Annotated in this window: 14 protein-coding genes; 10 read left to right on the top strand and 4 right to left on the bottom strand. The window is 67.4% G+C overall.

Features of this window, described 5'->3' with window-relative positions; genetic code table 11:
- Nucleotides 1-72: 72 nt before the first annotated feature.
- On the top strand, nt 73-879 hold the full coding sequence (locus GNX95_RS01590; RefSeq protein ID WP_222853327.1) for a maleylpyruvate isomerase family mycothiol-dependent enzyme: 807 nt from the start codon (nt 73-75) through the stop codon (nt 877-879).
- A 25-nt stretch (nt 880-904) separates the two neighbouring features.
- On the opposite strand, the gene GNX95_RS01585 is transcribed toward GNX95_RS01590, so the two are convergent.
- The gene (locus tag GNX95_RS01585) at nt 905-1,204 is read right to left on the bottom strand and encodes an SH3 domain-containing protein (protein ID WP_222853326.1); all 300 of its coding nucleotides are present in this window, start codon (nt 1,202-1,204) and stop codon (nt 905-907) included.
- A 626-nt stretch (nt 1,205-1,830) separates the two neighbouring features.
- Here GNX95_RS01585 and GNX95_RS01580 point away from each other — a divergent pair.
- Nucleotides 1,831-2,745, top strand: coding sequence for a bacteriocin fulvocin C-related protein (locus tag GNX95_RS01580; RefSeq protein ID WP_163505214.1), 915 nt, complete (start codon nt 1,831-1,833; stop codon nt 2,743-2,745).
- A gap of 135 nt (nt 2,746-2,880) precedes the next feature.
- On the opposite strand, the gene GNX95_RS01575 is transcribed toward GNX95_RS01580, so the two are convergent.
- Both GNX95_RS01575 and GNX95_RS44140 read right to left on the bottom strand, forming a co-directional pair.
- Entirely contained in the window at nt 2,881-3,090 is a 210-nt protein-coding gene (locus tag GNX95_RS01575; RefSeq protein ID WP_163505212.1) for a hypothetical protein, read from the bottom strand.
- Nucleotides 3,091-3,133: 43 nt separating this feature from the next.
- Nucleotides 3,134-3,277 (bottom strand): ALQxL family class IV lanthipeptide, encoded by a 144-nt coding sequence (locus tag GNX95_RS44140; protein ID WP_222853325.1) that lies wholly within the window; start codon nt 3,275-3,277, stop codon nt 3,134-3,136.
- 343 nt (nt 3,278-3,620) lie between these two features.
- On the opposite strand from GNX95_RS44140, the gene GNX95_RS01570 reads away from it, so the two are divergent.
- The 8 genes from GNX95_RS01570 to GNX95_RS01535 are packed head-to-tail and all read left to right on the top strand — an operon-like array spanning nt 3,621 to nt 12,453.
- On the top strand, nt 3,621-4,787 hold the full coding sequence (locus GNX95_RS01570) for a BtaA family protein (RefSeq protein ID WP_163505210.1): 1,167 nt from the start codon (nt 3,621-3,623) through the stop codon (nt 4,785-4,787).
- Between the two features lie 21 nt (nt 4,788-4,808).
- The gene (locus GNX95_RS01565; RefSeq protein ID WP_163505208.1) at nt 4,809-5,522 is read left to right on the top strand and encodes a class I SAM-dependent methyltransferase; all 714 of its coding nucleotides are present in this window, start codon (nt 4,809-4,811) and stop codon (nt 5,520-5,522) included.
- Between the two features lie 5 nt (nt 5,523-5,527).
- Nucleotides 5,528-6,817 (top strand): AMP-binding protein, encoded by a 1,290-nt coding sequence (locus tag GNX95_RS01560; protein ID WP_246281610.1) that lies wholly within the window; start codon nt 5,528-5,530, stop codon nt 6,815-6,817.
- A complete protein-coding gene (locus GNX95_RS01555; RefSeq protein ID WP_163505204.1) occupies nt 6,814-8,085 on the top strand; it encodes a cytochrome P450 family protein in 1,272 nt (423 codons plus the stop codon). The genes GNX95_RS01560 and GNX95_RS01555 overlap by 4 nt, the downstream gene beginning before the upstream one ends.
- A 9-nt stretch (nt 8,086-8,094) precedes the next feature.
- Complete coding sequence (locus tag GNX95_RS01550) at nt 8,095-9,570, top strand: AMP-binding protein (protein ID WP_163505201.1); 1,476 nt, start codon at nt 8,095-8,097, stop codon at nt 9,568-9,570.
- The gene (locus GNX95_RS01545) at nt 9,567-10,613 is read left to right on the top strand and encodes a MupA/Atu3671 family FMN-dependent luciferase-like monooxygenase (protein WP_163505199.1); all 1,047 of its coding nucleotides are present in this window, start codon (nt 9,567-9,569) and stop codon (nt 10,611-10,613) included. Before GNX95_RS01550 ends, GNX95_RS01545 begins: the two co-directional genes overlap by 4 nt.
- Nucleotides 10,610-11,638 (top strand): ABC transporter ATP-binding protein, encoded by a 1,029-nt coding sequence (locus GNX95_RS01540; RefSeq protein WP_163505197.1) that lies wholly within the window; start codon nt 10,610-10,612, stop codon nt 11,636-11,638. Before GNX95_RS01545 ends, GNX95_RS01540 begins: the two co-directional genes overlap by 4 nt.
- Nucleotides 11,635-12,453, top strand: coding sequence for an ABC transporter permease (locus tag GNX95_RS01535; RefSeq protein ID WP_163505194.1), 819 nt, complete (start codon nt 11,635-11,637; stop codon nt 12,451-12,453). The genes GNX95_RS01540 and GNX95_RS01535 overlap by 4 nt, the downstream gene beginning before the upstream one ends.
- On the opposite strand, the gene GNX95_RS01530 is transcribed toward GNX95_RS01535, so the two are convergent.
- Nucleotides 12,450-13,586 carry an alpha-hydroxy acid oxidase gene (locus GNX95_RS01530; RefSeq protein ID WP_163505193.1) on the bottom strand — a complete coding sequence of 379 codons (1,137 nt, stop codon included), beginning with the start codon at nt 13,584-13,586 and terminating at the stop codon, nt 12,450-12,452. The genes GNX95_RS01535 and GNX95_RS01530 overlap by 4 nt on opposite strands.
- Between the last annotated feature and the right edge of the window lie 28 nt (nt 13,587-13,614).

Here is a 13,614-nt window from a genome sequence, read left to right as displayed (position 1 = left end):
GGTCGGCGCGGACCGACCGCAGAGCGCGAGGCCTGGGAAGACGAGGTCGGCGGATTCGATCTTTCCTTCGAAATGACGCACCCGGACGCCGCGACTTTCTTCGACGCGTACGTCCGGTGGGTCCGCTGCGCGCGCTGGCGCGGGACAAGGGTGAAGCCTATGTGGAGCGGCTGCGCGCCGACTTTCTCCGCGACGCACCTGCCGGCTCCTGGAGCCACCGGCCGCGCGCCCGGCTCGTCACCGCCGGAACCGACCGTGTCTGACCTGGCGGCCGAGCGCCGCAGCCTGGGTGCGTTTCTGCGCGACCTGTCCGCCGACGAATGGGAGGCTCACTCGCTGTGTGAGGGATGGACCGTACGCGATGTCGTCGCCCACCTCACCACGACGACACGCACCGGAACCCTCGCCATGGTCGCCGGCATGCTTCGCGCGCGTGGCGACTTCCACCGGATGACGCGCGACCGCGCGCGGCGTGTGGCCCGCGCGTACGACCCGACGACACTGATCGACCGACTGGAAGAGACGGCCGACTCGGATCGCCGGATGCCAGGCAGCGCGGCGATGGACCCACTGCTCGACATCCTCGTCCACGGCCAGGACATCGCGCGTCCGCTCGGCCGGCACCGGCCCATGCCAGCCGCTCCGGCGCGCGCCGCGCTCGCCTTCGCCGCCGACAACCCGTTCTATGACGCACCAGCGCGCTTCGCCGGGTTGACGCTCGTCGCCACCGACGGCGACTGGACCCGCCCGGACGGACCGGACGAGGTGCGCGGCAACACGGCAGACCTGCTCCTGGTGGCAACCGGACGCACGGCCGGCCTCCAAGCACTCAGCGGCCCCGGCGTCGCCGCACTCACCCGACGGCTCACCCGACCTTGACGCTGTCCCACCGCCGGCCCAGTGGTCAGCAGTCCAGGTATTGGGTGTAGATCCACACGTCGGACCGGCCACCCCACAGGTTGCCCAAGCTCCAGCCGCCGGCCGCCTCAAGCCGCCCGTCGAAACCCTGGCCACGGTTGACCTGGCCGTACGACGGATACTGCGTGCCGGGGCCGGAGCGATAGTTGACGTTGTTGGTGTTGACAAAACAGGTGAACGCGGCCGCCTTCGCCGGCGCCGGGGCGGCGGAGACACCCGTCGCCGCGGTGCCGACGGCGGCCGCCGCGACGCCTACGACGGTGGCCGTACGAATCAGCGTGCTCATGAACATGAATGTCGTCCTTTCGACTCAGCTGCTGCAGTAGGGCGCGTAAATCCAGACACCCTTGCGGCCGCCCCACAGGTCGCCGTAAAGCCAGTTGTCCGAATACCGAAGGTGTAGAAACCCTGGCCCCGGTTGACCTGACCGTAGGATGGATATTGCGTGCCCGGGCCGGACCGGTAATTGACATTGTTGGTATTGATGAAGCAGTTTGTGCCGATGTCATCGACCGACCGGTGTGTTCCAGCGGCGGGCTGCGTCGCGGCCCCGGCCGGCGCGGTCCACAGACCGAAGCTGACCAACCCGGCGACGGCCGTCGTGGCGGCGGCGCGCAGCATCGTACGTACAACGGGACGCATCTCGCCCCTTTCCCAGAGTCGCATTGTTCTTGGCGGACATCCCACCGAAAGCGACGCTACCGACCGGCCCTGTCATCTTGCTGTCAACGCGCTTTCGGGCCGGCGCGGTGTGGCAGTGGGGTGAGCGCGCCTTATTCCGGTGGCTCAGAACTGAGTGACGACACCAGCGCGGCCAACAATCTCGGCAGACAGTCGGGTGACAGCCGGGTGACAGCCTGACGTGTTTCGATAAGGCGGTTTCAGCGGCAAAACCGACGAAAGGATGCGGTCATGACGGAGTGGATTCTCGCGTACGACGACGACTGCGGGATGTGCACCGAGGTCTCCATACGGGTACGCGAGGCAGCTGGCTCCCGGCTGACGTTGGCCGGCCTCACCGACCGTCGCATCGGCGAACTGCGGCAACGCGCGCTGGGTGACTCGGCCGTCTGGGCTCCGACCCTGCTCGCGGTCGACGGCGAGCACGTTCGCGCCTGGACCGGTCGCGCGCTGGCGCGCCGGCTGGCCCTTCGACTCGGGCCGGTGCGCTCGGCCCGAGTGCTACGCAGCCTGGCCGGCGCCGCCGCCGTACGTGTGCCGGATCGTCGCCGGTTCCTCCGGCTGGCACCGCTTGCCGCGGTCGGAGCCTTCGCCCTCAGCGGTGGCCTGGCGACTCCCGCGGCAGCCGCACAGCAGTCGGCGCGGGCCAAGGCGCGGGCGTGGGTCGCGGCCAACCGCGCCAACCTGCCGACCAGCTACGACGAGGTGACCGCCTATCCGATGGCCCATCGGCAGGCGATTTTCTCAGCGCTGGCACCACAAACGCGGCGGCAGCTGTGGGCGGAGCAGCTCGCTCGCTACGAGGCCGCGCACCGCGAGCTGGACGCGGCACAACGCGCCGTACTCGCCGAGGCTAAACGCGCGTTGTCGATCGCCTTCGACGACCGGCTCAGCCAACGCGACCACGCCACCTTGGACCGGTTGCGCACCAACGCCATCGCCGCGTACGGCGACGACGGCGCGCACGCGCTCGTGGGCAGGCTCGGCGCGCCCGAGCAGGCGACGATCCTCGACGACTGCACCTGCTCGACCGCCTCGAACTGGTGTGGCGGGACGCTCTATTGCGACCAGTACTGCCCACCCACCGGGATCGGCTGCGGCACGATGATGACCTATCCGTGCGACGGGAAATGCATCCAGTTCTAACCGATTCTCCTTGACAGCACGACTACGCCGTACGTTCGGCGGGCTCGGCCGTCGCCGTCCGCGGCCTGGGTCGTCATCTCGATCAGCGCCATTTCGCCGAGTGATACTGAGAATCGCGACGATTTCTCAGTATGTTCACGGGCTGTCGCTCCCCCGCGGCCTGGACGGGAGTTTTCGTTTCAGCCATTCGCGATACTGCTTGTCGAACTCGGCACGAGGTGTGAGGACGATCTGGTCGTGGCGCCGGCCGAGCATGTCGGTGAGATGGCTCTCGCCGACCTTCCACACACCGCGCGAAACTGTGATCGAGGACAGTGAGCCACCGGATGACCCGGGCGTCCGCATGTGCGGCAACACAGGTGACCGCGGCGGACGCACGGCCCGAGGTTCAGGTGGAAATCATCGACGTGTTACAGCCCGGGACGGTAAAAGTCATACAGCACAGCGAATTCTCCCACAGGCCATCGCTCTCGGTTGCCGGAAGCTCCTGGAGTGCGTCCACAGCAGTCTGTACGGGCGTTTCGGTGTCCATAACGTCGCCTTCCTTCCACGGTAACCGCGCTGATTCGGCAGGAGCGGGCAAACGGCAAGGTCGAATCAACACCATGAACTCGACCAAGTCAACAACTACTTTGGCGCTCTATGAGATTGGTGGATGTACGGCCGTGCCGGCTCCAGGCCCCCGCTCGACCGTTTCTCGAACGGGGACGCTAGCAGCTCGGGCGGACAGCGATTTTGGAAGCGATTTGAAAGCGATCAGTGCTATCCATGCGGGTGAAGGTCGGCGATCACACGTGCGGTGAAGCGTCGAGGTGCGATTCCACTCCCCTACCGGACGGCGATCGAGGCAGCAACGAATGCTAATGCCCGCGGGCGTGCTTGACCGGCTCGGCAGACGCGGGCTGGTTTACAACACGTGCTGGGAGGACCCGGCACTGGATCGCGTCGCGCTGGAGTTCACCTCCGACGACCACGCCCTCGTCATCACCAGCGCTGGCTGCAACAGCCTGGACTATCTGCTTGCCGGAGCCGGCCGGGTCACCGCCGTGGACGTCAACCCGGCCCAGAACGCGTTGCTGCAACTCAAAGTCGCCGGCATCCACCAGCTGGACTACGAGTCGTTCTTCGAGATGTTCGGCTGTGGCCGGTCACCGAACGCCGTCGCCCTGTACCACGATCTTATGCGACGCGCCCTGCCTGAATACGCCCGTCGGTTCTGGGACCGCAACATCCGCCTTTTCGCCGGACGGCGGCCGCGGCGAAGCTTTTTCTACCGCGGAGGTACGGGCAGCATCGCCTGGCTGATCGCTCGAATCGTCCGGCACGACCGTATGTTGCGCTCCGGGCTCGAACAGATCATCGCGGCGCCGGACCTCACCGTCCAGCGGTTGGTGTACGAGGAGAAGGTCCGTGATCGGTTGCTGAGTGCGCCCTTGCGTGCCTTGCTTTCCCAGCAGGGGACCTTAGCGCTGGTCGGCGTGCCGCAAACCCAACGACAGCAGGTCGTGCGTACGCATGGGAGCGTACTGACGGCATTCACCCGGGCGACCGAAGCCGTACTCACCCGGATGTCGTTCGCATCCAACTACTTCTGGCGACTCTACCTCGAAGGCTCCTATCGCACGGACTGCTGTCCGGAATTCCTCAAGCGGGTGAACTTCGCGCGGTTGAAGGCCGGACTCATCGATCGCCTTCATGTCACCACCGGCACGCTCACCGCCTGTCTGCGGCGAGCCACGCCCATGGTTTCGAAGATCTCCCTGCTTGACCACATGGACTGGATGGCATGGCACGACCGCTCCGCGCTGGCCGAGGAGTGGACAGCCTTGCTGGCGGCCGCGCCGGGCGCGCGCGTCATCTTCCGCAGCGCGGCGCCGAACGCGGACTTTCTCCAGCATCTCCGGGTGGACTGGCGGGGCCGTCCCGTCGAGCTGGGCGACGTGCTGCGTTACGACCAAGAGACGGCCAGCGCGCTGCACGTCCGAGATCGCGTACACACCTACGGCAGTTTTCACATCGCCCAGTTGCCCGGGGAGTGCTGAGCTGTGGGGCTGGTCGCTGACATGCACGTTCTGGCCCGGCTCGTCCGCCCGCCGCGAGCCACTGCCGATCACGCGGCCTGGCTCGACGCTTTCTACGATCGCCAGGCCGCCGACTACGATGATTTCCGGCGCCGGCTGCTGCCCGGTCGTGAGGAAATGATGCGCGGCCTCAACGTCGCGGACGGCGGGCGGCTGCTGGACATGGGAGGCGGAACCGGCGCGTCGCTGACCTTTATCGCCGACCGGCTGCCCCGTCTCGACTCGGTTACCGTGGTGGATCTGTGCGAGCCCCTGCTACGCGTCGCCCGGCAGCGGATCGACGACAACGGCTGGAAAACTGTGCGTACGGAGCGTGCGGACCTCACCACCTACCTGCCGCCGGCCGGCCCGCCGGACGCGATTACTTTCTGCTATTCGCTGACGATGGTGCCCAATTGGTTCCAGGCGATCGACCACGCCTGGTCGCTCCTGCCACCGGGCGGCCTGATCGGCGCCGTCGATTTCCACGTGTCCCGCAAGCGGCCCGAGGACGGCCTGCGCCGGCATTCCCGCCTGCAGCGATTTCTCTGGCCGTTCTGGTTCAGCTGGGACAACGTCTTTGTCTCCGCCGACCACCTGCCCTATCTGCGGCATCGGTTCGAACAGATCCGGTTGGTGGAGCGGGTGACCCGCCTGCCATACCTGCCCGGCTCCGCGGTTCCCTACTACGTCTTCATCGGCCGGAAGAGCAGTTGATCGTCGTGACCACGGACACGGCTCGGCCGGCGGGGTTGTCGCTGTCGCCGGCGGACGCGCGACAATCGTACGGGGATCTGATCCTGCGGGCTCTCTCCGGCAATCCCGATCGCGCGGCATTCGCGCAGGACGGCCGAATTCTTTCCTATCGAGCAGCCAAGGATGTCGTCCTGCGGACAGCTGCGGCACTCGCCGAGCGCGGCATCGGGAACGGCACGCCGGTCGGGATGCTCGGCCCGAACCGGGCCGAACTCTGGCTGGCGCAGGCCGCCGCGTGGATCCGTGGCGCGCGCACCACTGGACTTCACCCGGCAAACCCGGTGGACACCTTGCTGTGGTTCGTACGCGATGCCGGCTTGAGGGTGCTGATCGTCGACCCGCTATTCGCCCGGATCGGCGCGATCCTGCTGGAACGATCAGAAACGCTGCGGTCGGTACTCACGCTGGGACCCGCTTCGGCCGGCGATGATTTGCTTTCCCTGTCGGAAAACGCGTCGCCGGATCCGGCCGCACGCGCGAACGTGACCGCAGAGGACGTCGCCTGGCTGCATTACACCGGAGGCACGACCGGGGCCCCCAAAGGTGTGTTGACGTCGCATCGCGCGATGGTCTTCGCGCAGACCGCGACCGCGCCCTACGCCATTCCCGAGCAACCGCGTCATCTCGCGGTCGCGTCCATCGTGCTTGGCGGGAGTACGGCGGTGCTGCCCGTGTTGCTTCGTGGAGGAACGATTTTCCTGCAGCGCTACTTCCATCCCGACACATGGCTGCGCGCCATCCAACACGACCGTATTTCCTTCGCTGTCCTCACCCCGGAGATGATCGGCGCGATACTTGATCGGGCGGATCCGGAATCGTACGACCTGACGTCGCTTCGAACGATCGTCTACGGTGCCGCGCCCATCCGCCCTGAGCGCATCCGGGAGGCGATACGCCGCATCGGTCCGGTGTTCACCCAGATCTACGGGCAGACCGAGCACATGTCGCCGATCTCGCACCTCACAAGAAAAGAACACGATCCCGTACGCCGTCCGCATCTTCTGGCGTCCTGCGGCCGGATCGTCGACGGAGTCGAATCACGGATCGTTGGCGAGGACGGTTCCGACGTCAGCGGCGACGAGGTCGGAGAGATCTGGATCCGTTCGCCGGCAGCGATGTCCGGTTACTGGAATCGGTGCGTCGATCCGGGAGGCACTGACATTCTTCGGACCGGGGACCTGGCGCGCCGGGACGACGACGGCTATCTCTATCTGGTCGGTCGACGCCGTGATCGCTGGGAGGTCGGCACAAGATGACCGGTGTGGAACCGGCGGATCCGGTCCTGGTGGACACCGTCGATTTGGCGAGCGAAAAACTCGCCGGCGATCCGTTCGGGGAATATTCACGAATTCGGGAGCGCCCCGGGCTCACCCGCGGCGTGCTGCCCGGCCTGGCACCACTGTGGCTCGTAACCCGCCACGAGCACGTGTCGCTGGTCATGAGCGATCCGCGGTTTGTCAACGACGTCCGCAACATACCGGGCAACGACGGCCCCAGCATGCTCGAGCTGATCCGCCGGGCCAGTGGCACGCCGGCGGAGTATCTCAAGTTTCTGGGTCCGAACCTGTCCGATGTCGACGGTGCCGACCACGCGAGGCTGCGCAAGCATGTCTCGCGAGCACTCACCGCGCGTACGGTCCTGCGTCTGCAGCCACGCATCGAAGAAATCACCGGGAATCTCCTCGACGCTTTGCCTGGCAGTGCGCAGGACGGCGTGGTCGACCTGCTGGCCCATTTCGCCTATCCACTGCCGATCACGGTCATCTGCGAACTGATCGGTATCCCGGAATCCGACTGGCCGGCCATGCGCAGGTGGGCAGCGATCCTCGCCACCGGACGGGAGATGGGCGACGCCGTACGCGGCGCGGTCGACTATCTCCAGGAGCTGATCGCCCGGCGCCGCCGCCGGCCGGCAGACGACTTCGTCTCCGGCCTCAGCCATTCCAGCGGCCACAGCGACGAACTCGGCGGCGACGAGATCGTGATGCTCATTCTCACCATGATCGTCGCCGGCCACGAAACCACCGCGCACCTCATCGCGAACGGAACGGCCGCACTGCTGACCCATCCCGAGCAGTTGGCCGCGCTTCGTCGCGATCCGGGACTGCTGCCCAACGCGGTGAACGAGCTGATGCGCTGGTGCGGCCCCACGCTGTCCGCATTCATGCGCTATGCCACCGAGGATGTCCGTCTCGGCGACACTCTCGTACGGAAAGGCGAGGCCGTGATGCCGGTCCTGGTCGGCGCCAACTACGACCCGCGCGCCTTCGACCGCCCCCACCAGCTCGACGTCACCCGCGAGCCGGGCCATGGCCGGGCCACTCAGTTGGGGTTCGGGCACGGTCCCCACTATTGCCCGGGCGCCGGGCTTGCCCGGCACGAAGCCGAAATCGCGGTCGGATCGCTGTTGCGCCGCTATCCCGAGGTCGCTCTGGCGGTGCCGCCAGCGGACCTGCGGCGTGGCCCGGTCCGCGGCGCCTGGCAGCTGGCGAAGCTGCCGGTCACCCTGGGCCCGGCGAGGTAGTTGGACCCGATGCTGGACTTTCTCGCCCTCGCCTCACCGCCACCGCAGACCGTGGCGGTGATCGACCCGACCAGCGGCGAATGCGTGACCTACTCGCAGCTGCGTCGGCGGATCGCCGTTCTGCAGGAGCTTTTCGACGGTCCAGACAAGCTCCTCGTCGTCGTCGAGGCGGCACGGTCGATCTCGGGAATCGCCTGCTATCTGGCCACACTCGGGGCAGGGCACACGGTCCTGCCGCTGGACGGTGCCACCGAACGGGAATGGCAGACCGTACTCGGCCAGTTTCGTCCCGACCTGGTGCTGCATTCCGGTGGCGCCGCGCCGACGGCCGCGGTGGATGCGGCCGGATACCGGCCCGCGGGAGCGGTCGACGGTATCCGGGTGGCTCGTTCGCACCGAGGAATCCAGTCGCCGCGAATCCATCCCGAACTGGCCGCGCTGCTACGCACCTCCGGGTCACTGGGGACCGCGAGAACGGTACGTCTGTCCTACCGAGCGCTGCGGTCCAACGCTCTCGCGATCGTCGCGGCGCTCGGCATGACGGCCGCGGACCGGGGCATGACCTCACTGCCCCTTGGTTACAGTTTTGGCCTTTCCATTGTCAATTCGCATTTCGCGGTTGGCGGCAGCATCGCCGTGACAAGCCGGAGTCCGACCGGCGAGGAGTTCTGGTGGCAGGTCGAGCACGCGGCCGGCAGCTGCGTTGGCGCGGTTCCGCTGACTCTGCGAAATCTTCGTTCCAGGAAATGGACGGCGAGTGGGTCGGCGGCCCTCCGGATGCTCCTGCATGCCGGCGGCCCGCTCGATCGCCACACCAGGGAGTATTTCCACCAGACGATGCGAAACGCCGGTGCGGAGTTCGTGTCGATGTACGGCCAGACCGAGGCGACCGCCCGCATCACCTGTCTGCGCGCGGAAGCCGCGGCAGGACGGCTTGATTCGGTCGGCCAGGTCATTCCCGGCGGAGTGTTGACGATCGAGAACGACGCCGGTGAGCGGCTCCCGGACGGGACGGTCGGCGGCGTCGTCTACCGGGGACCGAACGTCATGCTGGGATACGCCTGGGAGCGTACGGACCTCGCGGCCGGTGACGAGCTCCGTGGGGTGTTGCGCACCGGCGATGTCGGCTGTCTTCGAGACGGCATGCTGTATCTCGCTGGCCGGGCCGACCGGCAGCACAAGATCTGCGGCCGCCGCGTCAATCTCGACGAGATCGAGGCCGAACTGCACGATCACGGCTTCACGGTGGCGGTCGAAAGCCGTGACGACGTCGTCATCGCCGTGGTGACGACCAAGGCAGGCGCGCTGCGGTCCGCGTGCTCGGGGCTGGAGCACCGGTTCGGGCTGCCTTCCGGGGTGTTCCGCATCATCGAGGTGGACCGGATTCCGATGACGGAGAACGGCAAGACCGATCGGCCGGCGGTGACCGCATTACTGGGATCGCGGTGGAAACCGGCGGTCTCGCCAGACCGGGTGGTCAGATGAGGTTCAGCCTGCTCTACTTCGCCAACCGCGACGCCGCCGGCGCCGCCGAGCAGTACGACCTGCTGCTGGAATCGGCCCGGATCGCGGACCGCAACGGCTTCGAGGCGCTCTGGGTGCCGGAGCGGCATTTTCACGCCTTCGGCGGCGCTTATCCGAACCCGGCGGTGGCCGCCGCGGCGGTCGCGGCGGTGACCTCGCGGATCCGGATCAGGGCGGGGAGCGTGGTTCTGCCGCTCAACGATGTCCTCCGGGTCACCGAAGACTGGGCCGTCGTCGACAACATCTCGGGTGGGCGCGTCGATCTCGCGTTCGCCGCGGGCTGGAACGCCAACGATTTCGTGTTGGCTCCGGCGGCGTTCGCCCGCCGGCGCACACTGCTGCCGGACATGATCGCGGAATTCACCGGACTGTGGCGGGGCGAACATCTCTCACGAGTGAACGGAAAGGGCGACCAGGTCGAGGTCACGGTGTTTCCCCGACCGGTGCAGCGGTTGCCGGGCATCTGGCTGACCGCGAGTTCGTCGATCCGGACCTTCCGCCGCGCCGGTTCGTCTGGTGCCAACGTACTCACCGCCATGCTGTTCATGTCGCTGGATGAGCTGGGCACGAAAATCGCGGCCTACCGGCAGGCTCGCGAGGACAGCGGCCTGGACCCGTACGGCGGCACGGTCACGCTGATGCTGCACACGCACGTCGGGCCGACCACCACGCACGTGCGCGAGACCGTACGGCCGGCCTTCCTGGAATACCTGCGGTCGTCCACCACGCTCTGGGGCCAGGAAATGCGCCGTGTCAGGGCAGCCGCGGACGCGGATCCACTGACGCTGCTCGAGTTCGCTTTCGACCGCTACTTCCGGCGGGCCGCCCTGTTCGGCTCGGTCGAACGGTGCCGGGAGTTCGTCGGCCGGCTGGAACGGACCGGGGTCGACGAGGTCGCCTGCCTGATCGATTTCGGTCTTTCCAGGCAGGAAACCGTCAACGGGCTCGGGCCGCTGTCCGAGCTGGTCGGCGACCGGCGACTGGCGGGGACGGTCGACACATGACCGTGGTCGCCGAACCGGCTGGACATCCGTCGCCCCTCGCCCACCCGCACCGACGGCAGGCCGTTGAGGTCGTGGCGCTGGTCAAGCGATATCCGAGGCAATCGGTCAACGCCGTCGACGGCCTGTCCTTTTCGGTACGTGAAGCGGAGGTCTTCGGCTTGCTCGGACCGAACGGAGCCGGAAAGACCACCACGATCGGGGTCCTCACCACGCGTGTCGTCGCCACGTCCGGCACGGTACGGGTCGCTGGCGCGGACGTACGCGCGGATCCGATGCGCGCCAGGGCGCGGCTGGCCGTCGTGTCGCAGCGGCCAAACCTCGACCTGGCCCTGACTGCGCGGCAAAATCTCACCTTCCACGCCAGCTATCACGGCATCGGCCGGTCCGAACGCAACCGGCGCGCCGACCAGCTGCTCGAGCAGTTCGGGTTGGCCGGGCGAGGCCGCGACCGGGTCGACACCTTCTCCGGTGGACAGTCTCAGCGGCTGATGATCGCCCGTGCACTCATGCATTCACCCGAGGTGCTGTTTCTGGACGAGCCGACGGCTGGACTGGACCCGCAGGCACGGCTGTTCGTCTGGGACCGCGTACGCGAACTGCGCGCCGCCGGCGTGACCGTCCTGTTGACCACGCATGACATGGACGAGGCGTCCGAGCTGGCCGACCGCGTCGGCATCATGGACAACGGAAGGCTGCTGGCGATGGACGATCCTGCGGTCCTGACCCGTTCGCTGCCCGGCAGCGCGACCATCGAGCTGGGCGTACGACCCAGCACCGACGAGCCGGCCGACGGACTGGTCGCGGCTCTGTCCACTGTGGACGGTGTGGAAAGGGTCGAGCGGCTGGCCGATCCGGACGACACACTCTGGCGCCTACGCCTTTACGCCAACAGCGATCCGTCCCGGCTGCTGGCTCCGCTCGCGACCCGACTGCAATCCCGCTCGGCGGCGATCCTGGACGTGCGACTGGGCGAGGCCAGCCTCGAGGACGTCTTCGTCGCGTTGACCGGACGAGGGCTGCGATGACCGCGGTCGCGACGAAGGGGGACAGGCAGACCACAAGCGTGCTCACTGCCGCCGTACGCGCATTCCTCGCGCTGTTGTGGCGAGACGTTTTCGTGGATGGCCGGCAATGGGCCGCGTTCGCCGCGCAGGTGATCCTGCAGCCGCTTTTCCTGCTTTTCGTCTTCGGCAAGGTGCTCGGCGACCTCGGCTACACCGATGCGGGCTACGGGCGGCTGCTGATGCCGGGAATCGTGACGCTGACCGCGTTCATGACAGCCTTGCAGTCGACCGCGTTTCCCCTTGTCATTGACTTCTCGTGGGCGAGGGAGATCGAAGACCGGCTGCTCGCTCCACTGCCGATGTCCGCCGTGGCAACAGAGAAAGTGCTGTTCTCCACCCTGCGCTCGCTGGTCGCCGCGGCGACCATCTTTCCGGTCGGCTGGTTGATGTTGGGGTTCGTCCCGTGGACGGTCGAGGGCACGATCCTGGTCGCGGTGATGCTCGTACTCTCCGCGGTCACCGGCTCCGTCGTGGGCCTGACACTTGGCACATTGGTGCCTCCGGCCAAGATCAACGTCATCTTCGGCCTGGTGATGGTGCCGTTGATGTTCACCGGATCCACCCAGTACCCGTGGCCCGAGCTGTCCCGCCTGCCATGGTTTCAGGTCGTCGCTGCCGGCAACCCGTTGACGTACGCGAGCGAGGGCATGCGCGCCGCGCTGTCGCCTGACGTGCCACACATTCCGGTGTGGGTTTCGGTGCTGGCACTGGTCGGCTTCATCGCGCTGTTCACAGTCACCGGCGTTCTCGGCTTTCGCCGTCGGGCACTGGACTAGTAGGCCGTCCCATGACGACACTCGCCGGCCGGCAGGCGCAGCAGCTCAGCGGTGAGATCCCGTACGGTCGGCGCACCGACCAGAGCCATGGCGACGCGGAGTTCGTGGCGGAGCAGGTCCAGAACCGCGCGGACACCGTCGGCGCCGGCCGTCGCGAGCCCCCACAGATAGGGACGCCCGATGCCGACAGCGGTGGCTCCGAGCATCAACGCCTTGGCCACGTCGACGCCTCTGCGCACGCCGCCGTCGACCAGCACCGGCACCTGCCCGTTCACCGCCGCGACCACCGGAGCGAGAGCGTCGATCGACGCGACCGTGGTGTCCAGATGGCGGCCGCCGTGATTCGACACGATGATCCCGGCCGCCCCGGCGTCGACGGCCCGTCGCGCGTCGTCCGCTCGTATGACACCTTTGACCAGCATCGGTCCGTCGATCGCCGCGGCCAGTTCGCGCACCGTATCCCACGTCACCGAGGGACTGACGTACGGGCTGTACACGTCCGTCGGATCGAAGTTGTCCAGACAGGGGCGGGGAATATTCGGCGGCCGCCAGGTCGTCGGCACCGACAGGCCACTGCGCCGCTGCCGATCCGACACGCTGCGCGCCGGAGCGTCCATGGTCAGGACGACTGCCTTCGCGCCGGCCCACAGCGCGGCCGCCGCGATTTCGGCCGTCCGGTCGAGGTCGCGTTGCGCGTACAGCTGGAACCACGTGGGTGCTCCGGCCAGCGGGATGATCTCCGCGACCGGATGCAGCGACATGATGCTGACGACCCACAGTGCCCGCGCCGCGGCGGCACCCTCGGCGGTCGCCACCTCCCCGTCCGGATGGCAGAGTCGATGTCCGGCCGTGGGAGCCAGGAAAATCGGCGAGTCGACGACCGAGCCGAGAATCTCCACCCGGGTGTCCAGGTTGGCGACGTCGACACCGATCCGCGGCAGCAGCTGGTAATCGGAATATCGAGAAGTGTTCCAGGCGGCGGTGTGCTCGTCTCCCGCCGCTCCGTCGACGTAGTCGGCCGCGCGCGGTCGCAGTTCTTCGAAGGCCTGCCGAAAGTCGGCCAGGCTGGCAGGTTTTGCTGGCGGGCCAGGCAGTTTTCCAACCGAGTCCGGTCCAGCCGACACAGTGGACATACGAGGCTCCGTGATCAGGCGGGCTGCG

The organism is Fodinicola acaciae (assembly GCF_010993745.1).
Taxonomy (GTDB): Bacteria; Actinomycetota; Actinomycetes; order Mycobacteriales; family HKI-0501; genus Fodinicola; species Fodinicola acaciae.
The sequence above is the reverse complement of the archived record's forward strand: the minus strand, read 5'-3'. Positions and strand labels throughout refer to the sequence as shown.

Coding starts and splice junctions, on each gene's coding strand:
- GNX95_RS01590 (WP_222853327.1), top strand. CDS start 73: ATGACGCACCCGGACGCCGCGACTTTCTTCGACGCGTACGTCCGGTGG.
- GNX95_RS01585 (WP_222853326.1), bottom strand. CDS start 1,204: ATGAGCACGCTGATTCGTACGGCCACCGTCGTAGGCGTCGCGGCGGCC.
- GNX95_RS01580 (WP_163505214.1), top strand. CDS start 1,831: ATGACGGAGTGGATTCTCGCGTACGACGACGACTGCGGGATGTGCACC.
- GNX95_RS01575 (WP_163505212.1), bottom strand. CDS start 3,090: ATGCGGACGCCCGGGTCATCCGGTGGCTCACTGTCCTCGATCACAGTT.
- GNX95_RS44140 (WP_222853325.1), bottom strand. CDS start 3,277: ATGGACACCGAAACGCCCGTACAGACTGCTGTGGACGCACTCCAGGAG.
- GNX95_RS01565 (WP_163505208.1), top strand. CDS start 4,809: ATGCACGTTCTGGCCCGGCTCGTCCGCCCGCCGCGAGCCACTGCCGAT.
- GNX95_RS01555 (WP_163505204.1), top strand. CDS start 6,814: ATGACCGGTGTGGAACCGGCGGATCCGGTCCTGGTGGACACCGTCGAT.
- GNX95_RS01550 (WP_163505201.1), top strand. CDS start 8,095: ATGCTGGACTTTCTCGCCCTCGCCTCACCGCCACCGCAGACCGTGGCG.
- GNX95_RS01545 (WP_163505199.1), top strand. CDS start 9,567: ATGAGGTTCAGCCTGCTCTACTTCGCCAACCGCGACGCCGCCGGCGCC.
- GNX95_RS01540 (WP_163505197.1), top strand. CDS start 10,610: ATGACCGTGGTCGCCGAACCGGCTGGACATCCGTCGCCCCTCGCCCAC.
- GNX95_RS01535 (WP_163505194.1), top strand. CDS start 11,635: ATGACCGCGGTCGCGACGAAGGGGGACAGGCAGACCACAAGCGTGCTC.
- GNX95_RS01530 (WP_163505193.1), bottom strand. CDS start 13,586: ATGTCCACTGTGTCGGCTGGACCGGACTCGGTTGGAAAACTGCCTGGC.